We start from the raw sequence: 20,173 nt of genomic DNA, 5'->3' as shown, positions 1-20,173 counted from the left end.
GCTTCGCGAGCAGGCTCGCTCCCACAGGTGACCGTGTTCTTTAGGGGGACATGGTCGAATGTGGGAGCGAGCCTGCTCGCGAAGACTGACTGTCAGGCGATGAATGCCTAAGCCTTGACCACCACATCCTGCTCCAACACCAATTCTTTATTCCCAGCATCCAGCCGAACCAACGCGCCCATCGGCAACGTCAGGTTCGGATCGCAATGCCCGCTGCGCCAGCCGGCCAGCACCGGTATGCGCAATGGTTCGAACGTCTGCTTGAGCAACCGCCCGAGCGCAGCCGCATCCACACCCGCCACATCCCCCACCAGCACCCCGCGCAGCTTGCCAAGCGTGCCAGCGAGTCGCAGATGGGTCAGCAGCCGGTCGATTCGGTACAACGGCTCATTGATGTCCTCGATGAACAGGATCACGCCTTCCGCATCCATCTCAAAAGGCGTGCCCATGGTCGCGGCGATTATCGACAGATTACCGCCGAGCAAACGCCCGTGAGCGATGCCTGGTTCGATCGTGGTCAACGGCCACGCCAATGGATGTGCCAGCAGACTGCCCGCCTTCATCTGCCCTCTGAGCATATTGAAAAACGAGGCCTCCGTAGGTTTCTGCCGGTTGCCCAGCAAGTCCGCGTTTAGCAGTGGCCCATGAAACGTCACGAACCCTGCATATCGACTGATCGCCAGGTGCAGCGCGGTGATGTCGCTGTAGCCAATGAACGGCTTGGCATTGGTCTGCAACAGCTCGAAATCGATACGGTCGAGCAAACGCGGGGTACCGTAGCCACCGCGCAGGCAGATGATTGCATCGACCTCACTGTCTTCGAAAGCCCCGTGCAGATCGTTGAGGCGCACATCGTCGCTGCCGGCGAGGTAGCCATCCGCCTCATAAACACCGGGGAAAATCCGCAGGGCGTATCCGCGGGCCCGCATCCAGGCGAATGCTTTTTCAGTGTCCAGCGCGGCTGGCCCGGCGGGTGCGATCACGCCGATCAGACCTTCCGATGGCAGGGCTGGCACGGGTGTATGAGGGCAAAGAGTGTGGGTCGGTCGAACGGTCATCCATGAATCTCCCTGTGCGATTGCGTCAGGCACACAGTAGTCAGGAACGGGGACAAACAGAAGAGGATCACGCGCCCCGCAGGTCGCAGGAAAAAGCAGCAGTGACCGTAGGCATTGCAAAAAAACGCCCGCCAGGCTGACATCACCTGGCGGGCATTTTTATCAGGACGACATCAGTTCAGCCTTGACCAGCTTCGCCTGCTCGTCGGCGTGGTACGAAGAACGTACCAGCGGGCCGGACGCAACGTTTTTGAAACCCATCTTGTAACCTTCCTCGGCGAACCAGGCGAAGGTGTCCGGGTGCACAAAACGCTGGACCGGCAAGTGGCTGCGCGAAGGCTGCAGGTATTGGCCAAGGGTCAGCATGTCGATGTCGTGCTCACGCATGCGCTTCATGACTTCGATGACTTCTTCATCGGTTTCACCCAGCCCCAGCATCAAACCGGACTTGGTAGGAATGTGCGGCATCATCTGCTTGAAGCGTTGCAGCAGGGTCAACGACCACTGGTAATCCGAACCCGGACGCGCGGCCTTGTACAGGCGCGGCACGGTCTCCAGGTTGTGGTTGAACACATCCGGTGGCTCGGCTGCGGTGATTTCCAGCGCGACGTCCATACGGCCACGGTAATCCGGGACCAGCGTTTCGAGCTGCACATTCGGCGACAGCTTGCGGATCTCGCGGATGCAGTCGGCAAAATGCTGGGCACCGCCGTCACGCAGGTCGTCGCGGTCAACGGAGGTGATCACCACGTACTTGAGCTTGAGGTCGGCGATGGCGATGGCCAGGCTTTGCGGCTCATTCACGTCGAGTGGCTTCGGACGGCCGTGGCCGACGTCGCAGAACGGGCAGCGACGGGTGCAGATGTCGCCCATGATCATGAACGTCGCGGTGCCACCGGAGAAGCATTCCCCCAGGTTCGGGCAGGACGCTTCCTCGCACACACTGTGCAGCTTGTGTTTGCGCAGCAGCGCCTTGATGCGGTCGACTTCCGGCGAAATCGGGATGCGCACGCGGATCCAGTCGGGTTTCTTCGGCAGTTCGGTGGTCGGGATGATCTTCACCGGGATGCGTGCAACCTTCTCGGCGCCGCGCAGCTTGACGCCGGCTTCAACCTTGGCACGCGGGGCCGGACGCTCGGTGACATCCAGCGTCGGGATCATGGTTTGCACTGCATCAGTAGTCATATCAGTCGATTCCGCCCGTGAGGGTCGTCTGCTCAGCATAGTCGAGGTGTCTGACGAGCTGCGCACGCAGCCGGGCACTTACCTCGGCAAATTCAATCGATCCTGCGTGATCGCTCAGCTGGGTCATCGCCAGCCCGGCGTAGCCGCAGGGATTAATCCGTCGAAACGGTTCCAGGTTCATGTCCACGTTCAGGGCCAGGCCATGAAACGAACAGCCGTGGCGGATCCGCAGACCCAGCGAGGCAATTTTTGCCCCGTCAACATAGACACCCGGTGCATCTGGCTTGGCCGCCGCCGTCACACCATAACTGGCCAACAGCTCGATCAGGCAATGTTCCATACGCGTGACCAGGTCTCGCACGCCGAAACCCAGCTTGCGCACGTCGAGCAACAGGTAGGCCACCAACTGACCGGGACCGTGATAAGTCACCTGACCACCGCGGTCGACCTGCACGACAGGAATATCACCCGGCAGCAGCAAATGTTCGGCCTTGCCGGCCTGGCCCTGGGTGAACACTGGAGGGTGCTCGACCAGCCAGATTTCGTCGGCGGCATCGCTGCCGCGTTCGTTGGTGAAGCGTTGCATGGCATGCCAGACCGGCTCGTAAGCCATCTGGCCGAGCTCACGAAAGCCCAGCGTGCCGGACATCACAACACCATGTGTACGAAACCGGTAGCACGTAACTCGCTGTTGATGTCGTACAGCTGTTCCTGACCGGTGGCAATGATGTGCAGCTGGATAGTCGTGTATTTGCCGTTGGTACTCTGGCGCTCGGCCAAGGTCTTGTGGTCAACGGTCGCGTGTTTCTCAAGGATCGCGATGATCTTGTCCTTGAAACCCACGCCAGTGTCGCCGATTACCTTGATCGGATAATCCGCGCATGGGAATTCGATCTTTGGCGCCTTTACATCTGTGTCTGTCATGGCGTAACGGCCTCGTAAGCCGTGGCAACGGACATGCCCCCGTTCCGGACTGGAACGGGGGCATGCGAGTCCACACTAATTCAGTTGAACAAGCCGTAGAAGAATAGACGGATGCTATCCCACATGCGACGGAAGATACCACCCTCCTCGACGCCATCCAGAGCGATCAGGTCGGCGCTGTGCACGACCTTCTCGTCCAGCTTGACTTCGACTTTACCGATCACGTCGCCCTTGGCGATGGGTGCAATCAGTTGCGGGTTCATGGTCATGCTGGCGGCGAGCTTTTTCAGCTGGCCCTTCGGCAGGGTCATGGTCAGGTCTTGGGCCAGGCCGGCCTTGACTTGATTGGTGGTGCCTTTCCAGACCGGTGCCTGAGCCAGCTCGGTGCCTTTCTGATAGAAGGTCTGGGTTTCGAAGAAACGGAAACCGTAGGTCAGCAGCTTCTGGGTTTCAGAAGCACGCGCCACTTCACTGTTGGTGCCGAACACCACGGCGATCAGGCGCATGCCGTCACGCACAGCCGAAGACACCATGCAGTAGCCGGCTTCGTCGGTGTGACCGGTTTTCAGACCGTCCACAGTCTTGTCGCGCCACAACAGCAGGTTGCGGTTAGGTTGCTTGATGCCGTTCCAGAAGAACTCTTTCTGCGAGTAGATCGCATAGTGAGCCGGGTCTTCGTGGATGATTGCGCGAGCCAGCACAGCCATGTCGTGAGCCGACGAGTAGTGCTCAGGGTTCGGCAAACCGGTCGGGTTCATGAAGTGGCTGTTGGTCATGCCCAGGTCGGCCACGGTTTTGTTCATCATGTCGGCGAACGCGTCTTCGCTGCCGGCGATGTGCTCGGCAAGCGCAACACTGGCGTCGTTGCCCGACTGAATGATGATGCCGTGCAGCAGATCGCTCACAGTCACCTGCGAGCCGACCTTGATGAACATCCGCGAACCGCCGGTGCGCCAGGCGTTTTCGCTGACGGTCACTGGGTCGTTTTCGCCGATCTGGCCACGACGGATTTCCAGGGTGGCAAGGTAAGCGGTCATCAGCTTGGTCAGGCTGGCCGGCGGCAGACGCTGGTCACCGTTGTTCTCGACCAGTACGTTGCCGCTGCTGGCGTCCATGAGCACATAGGACTTGGCAGCCAGTTGAGGTGGCGACGGCATCATCTCGACCGCAAAAGCGGCAGGCGAGAGGAGCAGCGGGACTAGCAGGCAAATGCGTTTGGCAAAGGTGGTGATGTTCATCCGTCTCTCGAAATCGCTAATGGAAACTGCCCGGGGGCAAAACTAATCTGATGACTCTCTAAAGGTCATCGCGTGTTCAGCTGTTCGCTCAGAACCCTTGCCGGGCTTTTGTTCTTCAGCGAGCCAACAACCAGGTTCCCCCCAAAATCGCGAGTGAACCGTCAATCAGGTACTGCGTGTTACTCGGCGGTGACCACGCTCGGCGAACCAAGATTGGCCAGACGCACGCTGTTCTGCACTTGCTGGATTTCATTCGGCGAGCCGATTGGCCCGAGGCGAACCCGGTGCAAGGTCTGCTGGTTACGCACGATCGAACTGATGAACACCGGAGCGCTCACCATCCCGCTGAGCTTCGATCTCAGGAGTTCTGCAGCGTCCGGGTTGGCGAACGCGCCCACCTGCAGATACTGGCCAGACGCTGGTACAGAAGCGTTTTTTTTTGCATCGATCTGCACTGGCACAACGGCCGCGGCGTGTTGCTGCGGCGGTGGTGTCCATTGCTCGACGGTGCCGGTAGAAGCCGTCAGCACCGGGGCGCCAGTCTGCGCAATTTTTGGCTCGTTCAACATCAAAGGCGCCGCACGGCCTTTGGCGGCCCACCACTGTTGAGGATCGATGCCTTCAACCTTGACCCGTGCGGTGCCGCTTTCGGCATAGCCCAGTTTCTTGGCGGCGGCATAGGAGAGGTCGATGATCCGGTCGGAATAAAACGGCCCGCGATCGTTGACCCGAAGGACAACCGTCTTGTTGTTGTCCAGGTTGGTCACACGAACGTAACTCGGCAATGGCAACGTCTTGTGTGCGGCACTCATGCCGTACAGGTCATACACCTCACCATTGGCGGTGTTCTGCCCATGGAACTTGGTGCCGTACCAGGACGCTGTGCCCGAGGCGACGTAGGTTTTCGACTCTTGCTGCGGGAAGTAGGTCTTGCCCAGCACCGTGTACGGGTTGGCTTTATAAGGACCGCTGTGCAGGGTCGGGGTGGCATCCGGGATACGCGAAACATCGACGTCCCACCACGGCGCGCCATCTTTGTGGGCACGGTTGATGTCCAGCCCCGGCGTTGCGCGCACAGCGGTGGAAGGCGACTTTGTCGGCGTCGGCGAGCGGCTGGTCGTACAGCTGGCAACCAGCAGCGCCAAGCCGGCGAACGCCACGAGCTTCAGGGGTTGATTCATAGGCAATGCCCGCATTACTTGACGCCCCGTGCTTGGACCAGCTGTTCAGACAGTTGATGTACGGCCATGGCGTACATCACACTGCGGTTATAACGCGTGATTGCGTAAAAATTCTTCAGGCCCATCCAGTTCTCAGGCCCCTTGTCACCTTCCAGGCGGAATGCCGTGACAGGCATATCATCTCGCAGCGCATCATGACTTGACCACCCCAACGCCCGCAACTCCCCGACGGTTTTAGTCGGTTCGATGCCCGTGGTCAAACCTTCGTCAGCCTGCTCACCCCGCGCATCGGCGCGACTGACGACGGGTTCGCCGGCCACCCAGCCATGACGCTTGAAGTAACTGGCAACACTGCCAATGGCATCGTCCGGGTTGGTCCAGATATTGATGTGGCCATCGCCGTCGAAGTCCACTGCGTAAGCGCGGAAGCTGCTCGGCATGAACTGCGGCAGCCCCATCGCACCGGCGTAGGAGCCTTTGAGCGTCAGCGGATCCACCTGCTCTTCACGGGCCAGCAGAAGAAACTCGCGCAGCTCCTTGCGGAAGAATTCAGCGCGAGGAGGATAGTCGAAGCCCAGGGTCGACAACGCATCGATCACTCGGAAGTTGCCGGTATTGCGGCCGAAAAAGGTTTCTACGCCAATGATCGACACAATCACCTGCGCCGGCACGCCGTATTCCTGCTCGGCCCGGGCCAGCACCGCCTCATGCTGGCGCCAGAAGTCCACACCACGGGCGATGCGCGAATCGGTGATGAACATTGGCCGGTATTCTTTCCACTGTTTGACCCGCTCGGCGGGCCTGGAGATGGCGTCAAGAATCGACTGCTTGCGCTGGGCTTCGCGCAACACACCCATCAACTGTTCACCGGCGAAACCGTAGTCGCGGGTCAGTTCACCGACGAATTCGGCCACCTGGGGTGAACCTTCGTAATCGCCGGCCGACGCTTCCCGCGCAGTGCCAAGGATGCCTACCAGGCCGACCCACGGCGCGTATCGAGTCGCCCAGCCACGCATTACTTGCATTGAACTCTTCACCTTATTCAAACCTGTGCGATCCACTTACGATGGGTATGGATCGACATCAAAACCCCAAACGCTGACAGTAGCGTCACCAGCGAAGTTCCTCCGTAGCTAATGAATGGCAACGGCACCCCTACAACCGGCAACAGGCCACTGACCATACCGATGTTGACGAAAACGTAAACAAAAAACGTCATGGTCAACGCTCCGGCGAGCAATTTGCCGAACAATGTCTGGGCCTGGGCGGTAATTACCAACCCGCGACCGATCAATAACAGATAAATCAGCAGCAGTGCGCAGATGCCCACCAGGCCGAACTCTTCACCCAGCACCGCAATAATGAAGTCGGTGTGGCTTTCCGGCAGGAAGTCCAGGTGCGACTGGGTGCCCAACAGCCAGCCCTTGCCGAATACGCCGCCGGAACCGATGGCGGCTTTCGACTGAATGATGTTCCAGCCAGTGCCGAGCGGATCGCTTTCCGGGTCGAGAAACGTCAGCACCCGCTGTTTCTGGTAATCGTGCATGACGAAGTACCACATGGCGATCGCTACAGGCACGGCGGCGGCAAGCACGCTCATGATCCAGCGCCAGCGCAGGCCACCCATGAACAGCACAAACGCGCCGCCCGCGAGAATCAGCAACGAAGTACCGAGGTCGGGCTGACGCACGATCAGAATAAAGGGCAACCCGATCAAAAACAGACTCACGCCGACATGCTTGAGCTGCGGCGGCAACGTGCGCTTGGACAAGTACCAGGCAATCATCGCCGGCATCAGGATCTTCATGAATTCCGAAGGCTGGAAACGGATAACCCCGGGAATGTTGATCCAGCGCGTGGCACCCATGGCGTTGTGGCCCATGACATCCACCACAACCAGCAACAGCACGCCGATCACATAACCCACCGGCACCCAGCGGGCCATGAAGCGCGGCTCGAATTGAGCGATGACAATCATCGACACCAGACCGATGCCGAACGACGTGGCTTGCTTGGCCAGCAGATCCCAGCTCTTGCCACTGGCCGAATAGAGAACGAACAGGCTGCCGGCGGCCAGCATCAGCAGCAGAATCAGCAACGGACCGTCGATGTGCAGGCGTTGCAACAGCGTCGCACGCCGACGCATCACATCCTCGCTGGAGAGGATGCGATCAAAATTACTCTTCACGGGCCGTAGCCTCCGCACTGATTGGGCTGGCATATTCGGCCTTGAGGTGGCCTTCCTGATCCAGCAGCCAGGCGTCCATGATCTGTCGCACTACCGGCGCGGCAACGCCGGACCCGGACTCACCGTTCTCGACCATCACCGAGACCACAATCTTCGGGTTGTCGGCCGGCGCGAAGCCGACGAACAGGGCGTGGTCGCGATGGCGCTCCTGGACCTTGGAGCGGTCGTACTTCTCACCCTGTTTGATCGCCACGACCTGAGCCGTACCGCTTTTGCCGGCGATGCGGTATTGCGCGCCGATCGCCGCTTTGCGCGCTGTACCGCGGGCACCGTGCATCACCTGTTGCATGCCGTGGTTGACCTTGGTCCAGTCGGACGGGTCACGCAGAATGATGTCCGGCATCGGGTTGTCATCCTTCGGCCGCTCGCCTTCGACAGTCTTGGCCAGGTGCGGGCGATTCCAGATGCCTTTGTTCGCAACCAATGCCGTGGCCTGGGCCAGTTGCAACGGGGTCGACTGCATGTAGCCCTGGCCGATCCCCAGAATCAGCGTTTCACCCGGGAACCAGGGCTGACGCCGGGTCGCGCGTTTCCATTCCCGCGTCGGCATCAGCCCCGCCGACTCTTCGAACATGTCCAGCGAGACCTTCTGGCCGATGCCAAACTTGCTCATGTACGCCGACAACCGGTCAATCCCGAGCTTGTGCGCAAGGTCGTAGAAATAGGTGTCGTTGGACCGCATGATCGCCATGTCCAGATCAACATAGCCATCGCCACTGCGGTTCCAGTTACGGTATTTGTGGTCGTAATTAGGCAGTTGGTAAAAGCCGGGATCGTAAACCCGGCTCGACGCGGTCACGACGCCAGCGTCCAGTCCGGCAATCGCCACCGCCGGCTTGATCGTCGAGCCCGGCGGGTACAGACCGCGCAGTACGCGGTTGAACAACGGCCGGTCGATGGAATCGCGCAGCTCGGCGTAAGCCTTGAAGCTGATGCCGGTGACGAACAGGTTCGGATCGAAACTCGGCTGACTGACCATCGCCAGTACTTCTCCGGTCGCCGGATCCAGCGCCACCACCGCGCCACGGCGTCCGCCCAGCGCGGCTTCGGCGGCTTCCTGCAATTTGATGTCCAGGCTCAGGACGATGTCCTTGCCGGGAATCGGATCGGTCCGCTTGAGCACCCGCAAGACGCGGCCTCGAGCGTTGGTTTCGACTTCTTCGTAACCCACCTGACCGTGGAGCTCGGGCTCGTAGAAACGCTCGATGCCGGTTTTGCCGATGTGGTGAGTGCCGCTGTAATTGACCGGATCGAGGGTTTTCAGCTCTTTCTCGTTGATCCGCCCCATGTAGCCCACCGAGTGCGCAAAATGCGCGCCCTGCGGATAATGCCGCACCAGTTGCGCAACCACTTCCACCCCCGGCAGGCGGAACTGGTTCACCGCGATCCGGGCGATCTGCTCTTCGGTCAGTTCGAACAGGATCGGCACCGGCTCGAATGGCCGACGCCCCTGGCGCATGCGTTTTTCGAAGATCCCCCGGTCTTCCGGCGTCAGCTCCAGCACTTCAACAATCACGTCGAGCACTTGCTGCCAGTCGCCAGAGCGCTCGCGGGTCATGCTCAGGCTGAAGCTGGGCCGGTTATCGGCCACCACCACGCCATTGCGGTCGAAGATCAACCCGCGAGTCGGCGGAATCGGCTGCACGTGAACCCGGTTGTTTTCCGACAGGGTCGAGTGATACTCGTACTGGATCACCTGGAGGAAATACAGCCGCGCGATCAGCACACAAATCAGCGCCACCACCGCAATTGCACCGAACACGACACGGCCACGCACCAGACGGGCGTCTTTTTCGTGGTCCTTGATGCGGATCGGCTGGGGCATGAGGCAGAACTACTTGTGATAGGGGTGGCCGGACAGAACTGTCCAGGCACGATACAGCTGTTCGCCGATGAGAATCCGCACCAGCGGGTGCGGCAATGTCAACGGCGAGAGCGACCAGCGCTGATCAGCGCGGGTACAGACTTCAGGCGCCAGCCCTTCGGGGCCGCCGACCATGAAATTGACCGTGCGCGAGTCCAGCCGCCAGCGATCGAGTTCGACCGCCAGTTGCTCGGTGCTCCAGGGCTTGCCGTGGACTTCGAGAGTCACAACCCGCTCGTTCGGCCCGACCTTGGCCAGCATGGCTTCGCCTTCCTGACGGATGAAACGCGCCACGTCGGCGTTCTTGCCGCGGGTGTTGAGCGGTATTTCCACCAGTTCCAGCGCCAGCTCGGACGGAAGACGCTTGGCATATTCATGCCAGCCTTCTTCCACCCATTTGGGCATGCGTGAACCGACGGCGATCAGTCGCAGTCGCACAGCGGGCCCTTATTGCTGGTCTTTGTTGAGCTTGGTGAAATGCTCATGGGTGTTTTCCGGGCTGTGGTGAGCAGCGCTGGCCGAACGGCTTTGCTCGGCACCGGCCCACAGGCGCTCCAGGTCATAGAACTGGCGTGCCGAGGCAGTCATCATGTGCACGATGACATCGTCCATGTCCAACAGGACCCAGTCGCTGTCGCCCTTGCCTTCTTCACCCAGTGGCTTGACGCCCAGGGCTTTGACGGCTTCGCGGACCTTGTCCAGCATCGCGCCGATCTGGCGGTTCGAAGTACCGGTTGCGATGATCATGAAGTCAGTAATGCTCTGCTTTTCACGAACGTCGATGACCTGGATGTCCTGGCCTTTCACGTCTTCCAGGGCTGCAACGGCAACCTTGACCAGTTCTTCGCCACGCAGCTCCGGCCCGGTTTGAACCTCTACTGGCAGCGGAGCGCTCTTGAATGTGCCTTTGCGCTTTACTTTAGCTACGTCTTTGTCAGTCATATAAAACTCGTTTTGCTCGTGTGTTCGGGTGGTTCAATACACGTTGTTGCACGTGCCTTGAAGCACTCCCATTCAGTTCGACGCACGGTAAAGCCCGTGCGCATCGATATAGGCCAGGACCGCGTCGGGCACCAGGAAACGTACCGACTTACCGCTGGCCAGCAGTTGACGGATCTGGGTGGCGGAAACCGCGAGCGGCGTCTGCCAGACGAATGCAATCTGTCCGCTCGGCCCTTTCAGGGCCAGCGGGTCGCTCACCGAGCGCGCTGCCAGCAGGTTGCGCAAGGCATCCGGCGGTTCGCTGTCGGCATCCGGGCGTTGCAGCACCAGGATGTGGCAATGCTGGAGCAACTCTTCCCAGCGGTGCCAAGTGGGCAGGCCGCAAAACGCGTCCCAGCCCAGAAGCAGAAAAACCTGGTCTTGCGCGGCCAGTTCGGCACGCATCAATTCCAGGGTATCGATGGTGTAGGACGGTTTGTCCCGCTGCAATTCGCGGGCATCCACCACCAACGGCGCCACACCGGCCACCGCGCACTCGACCATCGCCAGACGGTCTTTGGCCGACACTTGCGGCGTGCCGCGATGAGGCGGCCGCGCACTCGGTGTCAGACGCAATTCATCAAGCGCCAACGATTCGGCGACTTCCAGCGCGCCACGCAAATGGCCGATGTGCACCGGATCGAACGTCCCGCCCAGCATGCCGATGCGTCGTGGCGCAGGGTCGCAGGGCGTGCTCGGCGCTGACGGATTGAGGTCGCTCAAGTCAGACCGACGCCTGGCCGCGCAACTGGCCATCACCGACCACGATGTATTTCTCGCAGGTCAGACCTTCCAGCCCCACCGGGCCGCGGGCGTGCAGCTTATCAGTAGAAATGCCAATTTCGGCACCCAATCCGTATTCAAAGCCATCGGCGAAGCAGGTCGGGGTGTTGATCATCACCGACGCAGAATCGACCTCAGCCACGAAACGCCGCGTCTCGCCAAGGTTTTCGCTGACGATCGAGTCGGTGTGGTGGGAACCATGGCCGTTTATATGCTCGATGGCCTGATCCAGACCGTCGACCACACGAATCGACAGGATCGGCGCCAGATACTCGGTATTCCAGTCTTCTTCAGTCGCGGCGCTGGCATCGATGATCGCCTGCGTACGCTCGCAACCGCGCAGCTCGACGCCTTTATCGCGGAACTGTGCGGCCATGGCCGGCAGGAAATCTTTGGCAATGCTTTGATCAACCAGCAACGTCTCCATCGCGCCGCAGATGCCATACCGATAAGTCTTGGCATTGAAGGCGATGCGTTGTGCTTTTGCCAGGTCGGCGTGAGCACTGACGTAGACGTGGCAGATGCCGTCCAGGTGTTTGATCACGGGGACCCGGGCATCGCGGCTGACCCGCTCGATCAGGCCGCGGCCACCACGGGGCACGATGACATCGACGTACTCCGGCATGCTGATCAGCGCGCCGACGGCGGCGCGATCGGTGGTTTCGACCACTTGCACCACAGCGGCCGGCAGATCGGCTTCGGCCAGGCCGCGCTGAATGCAGGCGGCGATGGCCCGATTGGAATGGATGGCTTCAGAGCCGCCACGCAAAATGGTTGCATTGCCGGACTTGAGGCACAGGCTGGCGGCATCAATGGTCACGTTCGGCCGGGATTCATAGATGATCCCGATCACGCCGAGCGGCACACGCATTTTGCCCACCTGGATGCCCGATGGCCGGAAGCTCATGTCGCGGATCGCACCGACAGGGTCCGGCAAGGCAGCAACCTGGCGAAGGCCGACAATCATGCCGTCGATACGCTCCGGCGTCAGCGCCAGACGCTCAAGCAAAGCAGGTTCAAGACCACTGGCACGACCGGCCGCCAGATCCAGCTCGTTGGCCGCGACAAGCTCGACGCGTGCGGCGTCAAGCGCATTGGCGGAAGCCTGCAAGGCGCGGTTTTTCTGCGCGGTGCTGGCACGGCCAATGACGCGAGAGGCTTCGCGGGCAGCGCGACCCAGGCGGGTCATGTAGTCAAGAACGGACTCAGTCATGGTCTGGCGTGGTCTTGCAAAGAGGAAAGCGGCAGATTATAGCTGCCGCGTCCCGGGACTAACAGCGGTGACGGGCGGATGGTCGAAATGGACAGCAAATTGCCGACATTCAGCCGGAATTAAGCTTCGCGTTGGTATCATCGCGACTCAATCAGCCTTGATAAACGTGTTCATCGTGTCCAATCTGACTGTTCCCACCGTTATCACGCGCCTGCCCATGGGCCTCCCCGACGCCTTCTTTGACCGCGACGCGCAACTTCTGGCCCGTGATTTACTGGGCAAAGTCATTCGCCACCGGGTCGGTGAGCTGTGGCTCAGCGCGCGAATCATCGAGACCGAGGCATATTACTTCGAAGAAAAAGGCAGCCACGCCTCTCTCGGCTATACAGAAAAGCGTAAGGCCTTGTTTCTGGACGGGGGCCACATCTATATGTATTACGCCCGCGGTGGCGATTCGCTGAACTTCAGCGCCAAGGGCCCGGGAAACGCAGTGCTCATCAAATCCGCCTATCCATGGGTCGATGAGTTGAGCGGGCCAGCGAGTCTGGCGCAAATGCTGTTGAACAATCCCGACGCCCAGGGTCGCCCTCGCCCGTCGCAAAAACTTTGCGCCGGGCAGACATTGCTGTGCAAGGCCTTGGGTTTGAAGGTGCCGATGTGGGATGCGAAACGGTTCGACCATGAATGGATGCTGGTGGAGGATGTCGGTGCCGAACCGCCGCAAATCGTCCAAACCACCCGATTGGGCATTCCGACGGGACGTGACGAGCACTTGATGTACCGCTTCGTCGACGCGGCGTACGCACCGTATTGCACGAGGAACCCGCTGCGCCGGGGGCAGGTCGAAGGGCGGGATTATTTTTTGTTGTCGTGACAGTGAAAGTCCCTGTGGTAGCAACTGTGGCGAGGGGGCTTGCCCCCGTTTGAGAGCGTAGCACTCACCAAAATTTGTGGCATATCAGCAATTTTGGGGGCGCTGCGCAGCCCAACGGGGGCAAGCCCCCTCGCCACAGGTCGCCCACAGGGTACTCGGCGTTATCACGATCGCGTCTTTCGCCAGGAATTTAAACATTCAATGGAGTTGTTTTTATGGGCCCATGGCTCGATAGCGTGACTGGATGGCTGGCGGCAAACCCGCAATGGCTGGCTGCGGCAGTATTCATTGTGGCCTTCGTGGAATGCCTGGCGATTGCCGGGCTGGTCGTGCCCGGCACGGTGTTGCTGTTTGCCGTGGCCGTGCTGGCCGGCAGCGGCGCACTGTCATTGAGCGAGACGCTGTTGTTGGGATTTGTTGCCGGAGTGCTCGGCGACATCGTTTCCTACTTCATCGGTCGCCATTTCCACCAGAACATCCGGCGTTTGCCTGGGCTACGCCATCACCCGGAATGGATCGGCAGCGCCGAAACCTATTTCCAGCGCTATGGTATCGCCAGCCTGCTGGTCGGGCGCTTCATCGGCCCGTTGCGCCCGATGCTGCCGATGGTTGCCGGCATGTTCGACATGCCATTCCCGCGCTTTGCCGCGGTCAGTCTACTGGCTGCCGCTGGCTGGAGCGTGGCGTATCTATTGCCCGGTTGGGCCACCGGCGCAGCGATTCGTCTGCCATTGCCGGAAGGTTTCTGGATGCAAGCCGGCATCGTCGCCGGCAGTATCGCGGTAATGGTCGGTTTGAGTGTGACCAGCAGTTTACGCCGGCACCGCAAAGCGACCGTTTTGATCTCATGCATGGGCGTGTTGATTCTCGCGGGACTGTTCATCGGCTATCCGCACCTGACAGCGCTCGACCAAGGTGTTATGACCCTGGTGCAGGAACATCGCAGCGCTACTCTGGACGAAATCGCTGTCACCTTCACGCTGATCGGCGAATTCCGCAACATGCTGCTGTTCAGCATTCTGCTGACGACGTTGCTGTTGCTGACGCGGCAATGGCGGCAAGCGGTTTTCGCCGGCAGCACGCTGCTGTTGACCGCACTGGCCAACACGTTCACCAAACAGTTTTTTGCCCGGGTGCGTCCGGAAGTCCTCAGCGATCCACTAACCACCTTCAGCATGCCCAGCGGTCACGCCTCCGGCGCCTTTGCACTGTTTTTGACGCTGGCAGTGCTGGCCGGTCGTGGACAACCGCCAAGAATGCGCCTGACGTGGTTATTCATTGCGTGTATCCCGGCACTGATGATCGCGCTTTCCCGGGTCTATCTGGGCGCGCACTGGCCCACTGACGTAGTGGCCGGCGCCATGCTGGCGTCATGCGTGTGTGCGGCGAGCCTAGGGCTTAATCAGCGCAAGCTGCAGCTCGACGCCATCCCCTTCAGAGTCTGGTGGCTGATCCTGCCGGCGATGTTGGCACTGTTCAGCTTCTTCGCCCTGCGACACTTGCCCAATGCGATGATGCGCTACTCCTACTGATACAGATCTGTAACCGCGTCGCTGCAAACCTGTAGCAGTTGCCGAGCCTGCGAGGCTGCGTTCGAGGACGCAGTCCTCGCCAAGTCAGTACCAGCAGTCAGAGCTGGACGCAGCCTCGCGGTGCTCGGCAGCTGCTACAGGAATAGAGGCGGCTTTCAGGCGAACAACTCGCCCTGCAATTCGTCCAGCAACGCCTGGATCGCATCCAGCCGTTGCTGCGGATCGTCGAGTTGCAGCAGGTCAATCTTGTCCATTTCAGCAAACGGCAACAGGTACGCCAACTGATTGGCCAATGACTGTTGCCCCTTCGCCTCGGTGCCCATATTGAGGGCTTCGACCATGGGGTGCTCAGCTAACGCCTTGAGCAGCGCCACCAGATCCGCGTCCTCATCCTGCAGCGGCTGCTCGGGTTCATCTTCCAGCCACTCGACCTCGGCAACCGTCAACTGGTCACGCTGAACCTCGGTGCGCAACACGTGAAAACGCCGCCCACCCTGCACGCGGATGCCCAGCAGACCGTTTTCCTGCTGCTTGAAATCGGTGATCACGGCTTCGCAGCCGACCAGCGCATAACCGGCCGGTGCGATGCCGACTTCTTCACCCTCGAGAATGCACACCACGCCGAAACCGCCGCCCTGCTTCATGCAGCGCCCGATCATGTCCAGGTAGCGCGCCTCGAAGATTTGCAGATCGAGGATGCACCCGGGAAACAGCACCGTGTTCAATGGAAAAAGCGGCATGCTCATAGACATTTCCTTACACCACCATCGACACTGCCAACGGCAGGAATACCGCCGTGGCTACGCCCATCAGACTCATCGCCAGCGCCGCAAAGGCGCCGCATTCTTCGTTTTCCTGCATGGCCACCGCCGTGCCGACCGCGTGGGCCGTCATGCCCAGCGCCATGCCACGCGCCTCTGGGCTGTGCACGCCTAACCGCGTCAACAGACCCGGACCGAAAATCGCACCGATGACCCCGGTGATCAGTACGAACACCGCCGCCAACGCCGCGACACCGCCAATCTGTTCGGCCACCAACATCGCAATCGGCGAGGTCACCGACTTCGGCGCCATGGTCATCAGGATCATGTGTTCGGCGCCAAACGACCATCCCAGCAACACGCCCATGCCCGTGGCCACCACCCCGCCTACCACCAGCGTAGTAAAAATCGGCCAGAACAACTGCCGGATCCGCCGCAGGTTCAGGTAGAGCGGCACGGCCAGCGCCACCGTAGCCGGGCCGAGCAGGATGCTGAGGATCTCGGTGCTTTGGCGGTATTCGGCATAACTCAGCCCACAACCCACCAGCACAGCGATCACCAACAACATGGAGACCAGCACCGGTTGCAAAAAGATCCAGCGGGTTTTTTCGAAGGCTGCCAGCACCAACTGATACGCACCCAGCGTGATGCCGATACCGAACAAGGGGTGATGAATCACCGAGGCCCACGCGCCCTGCCAGTCGAGGATCATGGCGCATCCTCGGACTGAGGCGCGTGACGCTTGATCATGCGTTGCATCAGCACGCCGGCGAAAGCCATCGACAGCAGCAGCGACAACACCAGTGCACCGACAATCGCCCAGAAATCGGCAGCGATGTCCTTGGCGTAAACCATCACGCCCACCGCCGGCGGCACCAGCAGCAACGGTAGGTAACGCAGCAGGCTACTGGCGGCGAGGTTGAGCGGCTCACCGACCCGCCCCCGGCAGATCAGGTACACGAGCAACAGCAGCAGACCAATGATCGGCCCCGGCAACACAGGCAGAAACAAATGATTGAGGGCGGTGCCCAGCAATTGGAACAACACCAGCCAGGTCAGGCCACGTAACAGCATCCGTCGTCTCCTCAAAATCGCGCCGGGCATTATAAGCATGTCCGCGCTATGGACCGGCATTCGCCAAAAGCATGGTCGGTTGACCGGAGCAAATAGCCATGTTGATCTAAAGTGGTAATCCGGGAGCCCAATCCCGGCCCCCAAAAACTATAAAAATCGATGAACCCAAGGAGAGTCTCAATGCCCTATGTTCCCGTTGCAGAGCTCAAAGATTATGTCGGCAAGGAGCTTGGACGTTCCGAATGGCTCACCATCGATCAGGAGCGCATCAACCTGTTTGCCGAGGCTACAGGCGATTATCAGTTCATTCATGTCGACCCGGTCAAAGCCGCGCAAACGCCCTTTGGCAGCACCATTGCCCACGGCTTCCTGTCACTGTCGCTGATTCCCAAACTGATGGAAGACATCCTCGTCCTGCCCGAAGGTCTGAAGATGGTGGTCAACTACGGGCTCGACAGCGTGCGTTTCATCCAGCCGGTCAAGGTCGATTCGAAAGTACGCCTCAAGGTCGAACTGACCGATGTCACCGAAAAGAAACCCGGCCAATGGCTGCTCAAAGCCACCGCCACGCTGGAGATTGAAGGCTCGGAAAAACCGGCCTACATCGCCGAGCCGCTGTCGCTCGCCTTCGTCTAACCATCCCGGATGCGAAGCAGCGCAGGCTGTTTCGCGCCCTCTGCGGTGCTCTCGGCTATATAAGATCATGGAGCTGCGGCATACTCGGTCGCCTAATTGCCCGGATCCCGCTATGCGCTCACTTGCCCTTATCGCCCTGACTCTGATGCTCACCGCTTGCGGCGATGGCGAATCGCTGTTGCCGCCTGACGCGCGTCTGCCGGACGGCGGACGCTATCGCGGTGAAGTGGTCGACGGGCTGCTGCAAGGCCAGGGCCGTGTCGATTATCCGAATGGCAGCTGGTACGCCGGTGAATTCGACAAAGGCCAATGGCATGGCCAGGGTGAGTGGCACGGCAGCAACGGCGAAGTGTATCGCGGCGGCTTCAATCAAGGCCTGTTCGATGGCAAAGGCACCCTAAGCACCAGCGGCAGCAGCTACTCCGGCGGCTTCAAGGCTGGGCGCAGGGATGGCGAAGGCACCCTCAAAGAAAACGGCATGACCTACCGTGGCGAATTCAAAGCCGATCAATACGCCGGTCTCGGTCGCCTTGAACTGGACGACGGCAGTTCGTATCAGGGCCAATTCGCCAACGGCCAACCGAACGGTGAAGGCCAGCGCGGCGATAGCAGCGGCAACCAGTTCAGCGGGCATTTCAAGGATGGTCAGCTGGAAGGCAACGGCACTTTCAACAGTGCCGAAGGCGATTTGTACATCGGCGGTTTCAAGAACAATCAGTTGCACGGCAAGGGCCGCTACGAGAACGCCGACGGCGATGTCTGGCTCGGGCAGTTCAAGGAGGGCGCGCTGAACGGCAAGGGCGAAATGATCGGCGCGGATGGCAGCCACTACATTGGCCAGTTCAATGACTGGCGTTTCACCGGTCAGGGGCGCCTGAACCTGTCCGACGGCAGTTTCTACGTCGGTCAGTTCGACGCCGACAGTTATTCCGGGCGCGGCACGCTGGTGTTGACCGACGGCACCGTGCAAAGCGGCACGTGGATCAACGGCCAGCGCGTGCGCGATGCCGACGGCAAGTTGCTGCCCGACAGTCTCGAACTGGGTTTGCTGGCCCAGGGCCGCCTGCTCGAAGAGGCGCTGGCCAATGTGCCCGCCTCGACCCCGGCCATCGAACTGTACACCCTGACCCTGGGCGGCGATGGCAAGCAAAGCGTGTTCCTGCGCGAGTCCGACTACGTCAGTAACATGCTCGCCAGTCGCTTCGGTGCGTTTGGCCAGATTCGTCTGGTCAACCATCGCGATCACCTGGTCGATCGCCCGATGGCCACACGGGAAAACCTGCGTCGCGCGGCCCTGACCCTGGCCGAACGCAGCGGTCCCGAAGACGTGGTGTTCATCTACCTGACGAGCCACGGCACCAGCGAGCACGAACTGGTCCTCGAGCAGCCACGCATGCAACTCTCCGACTTGCCCACCGACGAACTCGCCGCTGTTCTCGCGCCATTGAAAAATCGCGACAAGATTATCGTGATCTCGGCCTGCTACAGCGGTGGATTCATCCCCGCCCTCAAAGACGAACGCACGTTGATCATGACGGCTTCGCGCGCCGATCGGGTGTCGTTCGGCTGCTCCGAAGAAGCCAACTTCACCTACTTCGGCGACGCCCTCTTCGCCAAGGCGCTGAACCAGACCGATGACCTGGAACACGCCTTCAAACTGGCCAAGGCGACCGTGGCCGAGCGTGAGCTGGCCGACAACTTCGAGGCTTCCGAACCACAGATCTGGGCGCCCAAAACCGTTCTCTCCCACTGGCAGCTATTGCGCAGGCAGCAGGCACGAAAAGCGCTGCAAAGTGTCTCTATCGGCAACAAGGATGCAAAGAGCAACTAAGCTGAACAGTATCAGGGGAGAAACACTATGTATTTGACGCCTCAGCACGTTTTGCTTGCCGGAGCCACTGGTCTGACCGGTGAACACCTGCTCGACCGCCTGCTCAACGAGCCAACGATCACGCGTGTTCTGGCACCTTCGAGGCGGCCACTGGCTGAACATCCGCACCTGGAAAACCCGGTCGGCGACCCGGCGGTATTCCTGCCGCAACTGAACGGTCGCGTCGATATCGCCTATTGCTGCCTGGGCACGACGATCAAGCAAGCGGGTTCGGAGGAAGCGTTTCGCGCCGTGGACCTGGACATGGTCGTGGCCTTCGCCAAACGTGCGCGGGAGATGGGAGCGCGGCACCTGATCGTGATCAGTGCCTTGGGGGCCGATCGCCGATCCTCGATTTTCTACAACCGCGTCAAAGGCGAAATGGAATACGCACTGCGCGCGCAGGACTGGCCGCAACTGACCATCTGCCGACCTTCGCTGCTGCTGGGCGACCGCATCGAACCGCGCCTGGCCGAGAAAGTCGCCGGGCCGCTGTCACGGTTGATTCCGGGCAAGTATCACGGCATCGAAGCCTGTCAGCTGGCCCGCGCGATGTGGCGACTGGCGCTGGAAGAGCAGGATGGCGTGCGGGTGGTTGAGTCGGATGAGTTGCGCAAGTTGGGTAAATAAGCCGCAAATCTGTGGCAAGCGCGCGGCCTGTGGCACATAAGCTCTAATCCGTGGCGAGGGGGCTTGCCCCCGTTGGGTCGCGCAGCGGCCCCCTACGGATTCAGTCTCTGCCTCTGTTCCG

At 60.5% G+C, this 20,173-nt stretch carries 21 protein-coding genes; 5 read left to right on the top strand and 16 right to left on the bottom strand.

The genetic code is table 11. The annotated features are described in order from the left end of the window. Positions 1–107: 107 nt before the first annotated feature. The 13 genes from ACYZTS_RS10695 to ACYZTS_RS10635 all read right to left on the bottom strand — a co-directional run bounded on the left by ACYZTS_RS10695 (position 108) and on the right by ACYZTS_RS10635 (position 12,675). On the bottom strand, positions 108–1,058 hold the full coding sequence (locus tag ACYZTS_RS10695; RefSeq protein ID WP_461995774.1) for a S66 peptidase family protein: 951 nt from the start codon (positions 1,056–1,058) through the stop codon (positions 108–110). 162 nt (positions 1,059–1,220) lie between these two features. Continuing rightward, positions 1,221–2,243 carry a lipoyl synthase gene (lipA, locus tag ACYZTS_RS10690; RefSeq protein ID WP_028623820.1) on the bottom strand — a complete coding sequence of 341 codons (1,023 nt, stop codon included), beginning with the start codon at positions 2,241–2,243 and terminating at the stop codon, positions 1,221–1,223. A gap of 1 nt (position 2,244) precedes the next feature. Further along, positions 2,245–2,892 (bottom strand): lipoyl(octanoyl) transferase LipB, encoded by a 648-nt coding sequence (lipB, locus tag ACYZTS_RS10685; protein ID WP_028623819.1) that lies wholly within the window; start codon positions 2,890–2,892, stop codon positions 2,245–2,247. After that, positions 2,892–3,167 carry a DUF493 domain-containing protein gene (locus ACYZTS_RS10680; protein ID WP_461995772.1) on the bottom strand — a complete coding sequence of 92 codons (276 nt, stop codon included), beginning with the start codon at positions 3,165–3,167 and terminating at the stop codon, positions 2,892–2,894. Before ACYZTS_RS10680 ends, lipB begins: the two co-directional genes overlap by 1 nt. 80 nt (positions 3,168–3,247) lie before the next feature. Next, positions 3,248–4,405 (bottom strand): D-alanyl-D-alanine carboxypeptidase family protein, encoded by a 1,158-nt coding sequence (locus ACYZTS_RS10675; RefSeq protein WP_028623817.1) that lies wholly within the window; start codon positions 4,403–4,405, stop codon positions 3,248–3,250. Between the two features lie 179 nt (positions 4,406–4,584). Then, a complete protein-coding gene (locus ACYZTS_RS10670; RefSeq protein ID WP_028623816.1) occupies positions 4,585–5,601 on the bottom strand; it encodes a septal ring lytic transglycosylase RlpA family protein in 1,017 nt (338 codons plus the stop codon). Further along, positions 5,601–6,611, bottom strand: coding sequence for a lytic murein transglycosylase B (gene mltB, locus ACYZTS_RS10665; RefSeq protein ID WP_461995769.1), 1,011 nt, complete (start codon positions 6,609–6,611; stop codon positions 5,601–5,603). The genes ACYZTS_RS10670 and mltB overlap by 1 nt, the downstream gene beginning before the upstream one ends. 17 nt (positions 6,612–6,628) lie before the next feature. Beyond that, positions 6,629–7,732 (bottom strand): rod shape-determining protein RodA, encoded by a 1,104-nt coding sequence (gene rodA / locus ACYZTS_RS10660; RefSeq protein ID WP_050483161.1) that lies wholly within the window; start codon positions 7,730–7,732, stop codon positions 6,629–6,631. Between the two features lie 31 nt (positions 7,733–7,763). After that, on the bottom strand, positions 7,764–9,659 hold the full coding sequence (gene mrdA, locus ACYZTS_RS10655; RefSeq protein ID WP_028623813.1) for a penicillin-binding protein 2: 1,896 nt from the start codon (positions 9,657–9,659) through the stop codon (positions 7,764–7,766). A 9-nt stretch (positions 9,660–9,668) separates the two neighbouring features. Beyond that, on the bottom strand, positions 9,669–10,136 hold the full coding sequence (rlmH, locus tag ACYZTS_RS10650) for a 23S rRNA (pseudouridine(1915)-N(3))-methyltransferase RlmH (RefSeq protein WP_461995766.1): 468 nt from the start codon (positions 10,134–10,136) through the stop codon (positions 9,669–9,671). 9 nt (positions 10,137–10,145) lie between these two features. Beyond that, positions 10,146–10,640: a ribosome silencing factor gene (rsfS, locus tag ACYZTS_RS10645; RefSeq protein ID WP_028623812.1), complete on the bottom strand. Its 495-nt coding sequence runs from the start codon at positions 10,638–10,640 to the stop codon at positions 10,146–10,148. A 72-nt stretch (positions 10,641–10,712) separates the two neighbouring features. After that, positions 10,713–11,339: a nicotinate-nucleotide adenylyltransferase gene (nadD, locus tag ACYZTS_RS10640; protein ID WP_161781304.1), complete on the bottom strand. Its 627-nt coding sequence runs from the start codon at positions 11,337–11,339 to the stop codon at positions 10,713–10,715. 64 nt (positions 11,340–11,403) lie between these two features. Then, positions 11,404–12,675, bottom strand: a complete 1,272-nt coding sequence (locus ACYZTS_RS10635) for a glutamate-5-semialdehyde dehydrogenase (protein WP_461995764.1) — start codon at positions 12,673–12,675, stop codon at positions 11,404–11,406. A 217-nt stretch (positions 12,676–12,892) separates the two neighbouring features. Here ACYZTS_RS10635 and ACYZTS_RS10630 point away from each other — a divergent pair, with 217 nt between their 5' ends. Together ACYZTS_RS10630 and ACYZTS_RS10625 are read left to right on the top strand one after the other, a co-directional pair. Beyond that, entirely contained in the window at positions 12,893–13,549 is a 657-nt protein-coding gene (locus ACYZTS_RS10630; protein WP_461996399.1) for a DNA-3-methyladenine glycosylase, read from the top strand. A gap of 215 nt (positions 13,550–13,764) precedes the next feature. After that, entirely contained in the window at positions 13,765–15,081 is a 1,317-nt protein-coding gene (locus ACYZTS_RS10625; protein ID WP_028623808.1) for a bifunctional DedA family/phosphatase PAP2 family protein, read from the top strand. Between the two features lie 155 nt (positions 15,082–15,236). Here the strand turns inward: ACYZTS_RS10625 and ACYZTS_RS10620 are convergent, their stop codons facing one another. The 3 genes from ACYZTS_RS10620 to ACYZTS_RS10610 are packed head-to-tail and all read right to left on the bottom strand — an operon-like array spanning position 15,237 to position 16,916. Beyond that, positions 15,237–15,827: an LON peptidase substrate-binding domain-containing protein gene (locus ACYZTS_RS10620; protein WP_028623807.1), complete on the bottom strand. Its 591-nt coding sequence runs from the start codon at positions 15,825–15,827 to the stop codon at positions 15,237–15,239. Between the two features lie 10 nt (positions 15,828–15,837). Beyond that, positions 15,838–16,554 carry an LrgB family protein gene (locus tag ACYZTS_RS10615; RefSeq protein ID WP_028623806.1) on the bottom strand — a complete coding sequence of 239 codons (717 nt, stop codon included), beginning with the start codon at positions 16,552–16,554 and terminating at the stop codon, positions 15,838–15,840. Beyond that, positions 16,551–16,916: a CidA/LrgA family protein gene (locus ACYZTS_RS10610; RefSeq protein ID WP_461995761.1), complete on the bottom strand. Its 366-nt coding sequence runs from the start codon at positions 16,914–16,916 to the stop codon at positions 16,551–16,553. Before ACYZTS_RS10610 ends, ACYZTS_RS10615 begins: the two co-directional genes overlap by 4 nt. Positions 16,917–17,096: 180 nt before the next feature. Between ACYZTS_RS10610 and ACYZTS_RS10605 the strand changes: the two genes are divergently transcribed. The 3 genes from ACYZTS_RS10605 to ACYZTS_RS10595 all read left to right on the top strand — a co-directional run bounded on the left by ACYZTS_RS10605 (position 17,097) and on the right by ACYZTS_RS10595 (position 20,052). Beyond that, positions 17,097–17,552, top strand: coding sequence for a MaoC family dehydratase (locus tag ACYZTS_RS10605; RefSeq protein WP_028623804.1), 456 nt, complete (start codon positions 17,097–17,099; stop codon positions 17,550–17,552). A gap of 112 nt (positions 17,553–17,664) precedes the next feature. Next, on the top strand, positions 17,665–19,383 hold the full coding sequence (locus ACYZTS_RS10600; protein ID WP_461995758.1) for a C13 family peptidase: 1,719 nt from the start codon (positions 17,665–17,667) through the stop codon (positions 19,381–19,383). Positions 19,384–19,410: 27 nt separating this feature from the next. After that, positions 19,411–20,052, top strand: coding sequence for an oxidoreductase (locus ACYZTS_RS10595; protein ID WP_461995756.1), 642 nt, complete (start codon positions 19,411–19,413; stop codon positions 20,050–20,052). The last annotated feature ends 121 nt before the right edge of the window (positions 20,053–20,173 follow it).

It is taken from the genome of Pseudomonas sp. TMB3-21, assembly GCF_054898145.1.
This window is presented reverse-complemented; position numbering and strand designations above follow the sequence as displayed.

Bases quoted from the DNA above. Each gene is read 5' to 3' on its own strand.
- ACYZTS_RS10675 (WP_028623817.1), bottom strand. From the start codon at position 4,405: ATGAACATCACCACCTTTGCCAAACGCATTTGCCTGCTAGTCCCGCTG.
- lipA (WP_028623820.1), bottom strand. From the start codon at position 2,243: ATGACTACTGATGCAGTGCAAACCATGATCCCGACGCTGGATGTCACC.
- rodA (WP_050483161.1), bottom strand. From the start codon at position 7,732: ATGCGTCGGCGTGCGACGCTGTTGCAACGCCTGCACATCGACGGTCCG.
- ACYZTS_RS10680 (WP_461995772.1), bottom strand. From the start codon at position 3,167: ATGACAGACACAGATGTAAAGGCGCCAAAGATCGAATTCCCATGCGCG.
- rsfS (WP_028623812.1), bottom strand. From the start codon at position 10,640: ATGACTGACAAAGACGTAGCTAAAGTAAAGCGCAAAGGCACATTCAAG.
- lipB (WP_028623819.1), bottom strand. From the start codon at position 2,892: ATGTCCGGCACGCTGGGCTTTCGTGAGCTCGGCCAGATGGCTTACGAG.
- ACYZTS_RS10610 (WP_461995761.1), bottom strand. From the start codon at position 16,916: ATGCTGTTACGTGGCCTGACCTGGCTGGTGTTGTTCCAATTGCTGGGC.
- ACYZTS_RS10695 (WP_461995774.1), bottom strand. From the start codon at position 1,058: ATGACCGTTCGACCGACCCACACTCTTTGCCCTCATACACCCGTGCCA.
- ACYZTS_RS10615 (WP_028623806.1), bottom strand. From the start codon at position 16,554: ATGATCCTCGACTGGCAGGGCGCGTGGGCCTCGGTGATTCATCACCCC.
- ACYZTS_RS10595 (WP_461995756.1), top strand. From the start codon at position 19,411: ATGTATTTGACGCCTCAGCACGTTTTGCTTGCCGGAGCCACTGGTCTG.
- ACYZTS_RS10635 (WP_461995764.1), bottom strand. From the start codon at position 12,675: ATGACTGAGTCCGTTCTTGACTACATGACCCGCCTGGGTCGCGCTGCC.
- mltB (WP_461995769.1), bottom strand. From the start codon at position 6,611: ATGCAAGTAATGCGTGGCTGGGCGACTCGATACGCGCCGTGGGTCGGC.
- ACYZTS_RS10605 (WP_028623804.1), top strand. From the start codon at position 17,097: ATGCCCTATGTTCCCGTTGCAGAGCTCAAAGATTATGTCGGCAAGGAG.
- nadD (WP_161781304.1), bottom strand. From the start codon at position 11,339: ATGCTGGGCGGGACGTTCGATCCGGTGCACATCGGCCATTTGCGTGGC.
- ACYZTS_RS10670 (WP_028623816.1), bottom strand. From the start codon at position 5,601: ATGCGGGCATTGCCTATGAATCAACCCCTGAAGCTCGTGGCGTTCGCC.
- ACYZTS_RS10600 (WP_461995758.1), top strand. From the start codon at position 17,665: ATGCGCTCACTTGCCCTTATCGCCCTGACTCTGATGCTCACCGCTTGC.
- ACYZTS_RS10625 (WP_028623808.1), top strand. From the start codon at position 13,765: ATGGGCCCATGGCTCGATAGCGTGACTGGATGGCTGGCGGCAAACCCG.
- mrdA (WP_028623813.1), bottom strand. From the start codon at position 9,659: ATGCCCCAGCCGATCCGCATCAAGGACCACGAAAAAGACGCCCGTCTG.
- ACYZTS_RS10620 (WP_028623807.1), bottom strand. From the start codon at position 15,827: ATGAGCATGCCGCTTTTTCCATTGAACACGGTGCTGTTTCCCGGGTGC.
- ACYZTS_RS10630 (WP_461996399.1), top strand. From the start codon at position 12,893: ATGGGCCTCCCCGACGCCTTCTTTGACCGCGACGCGCAACTTCTGGCC.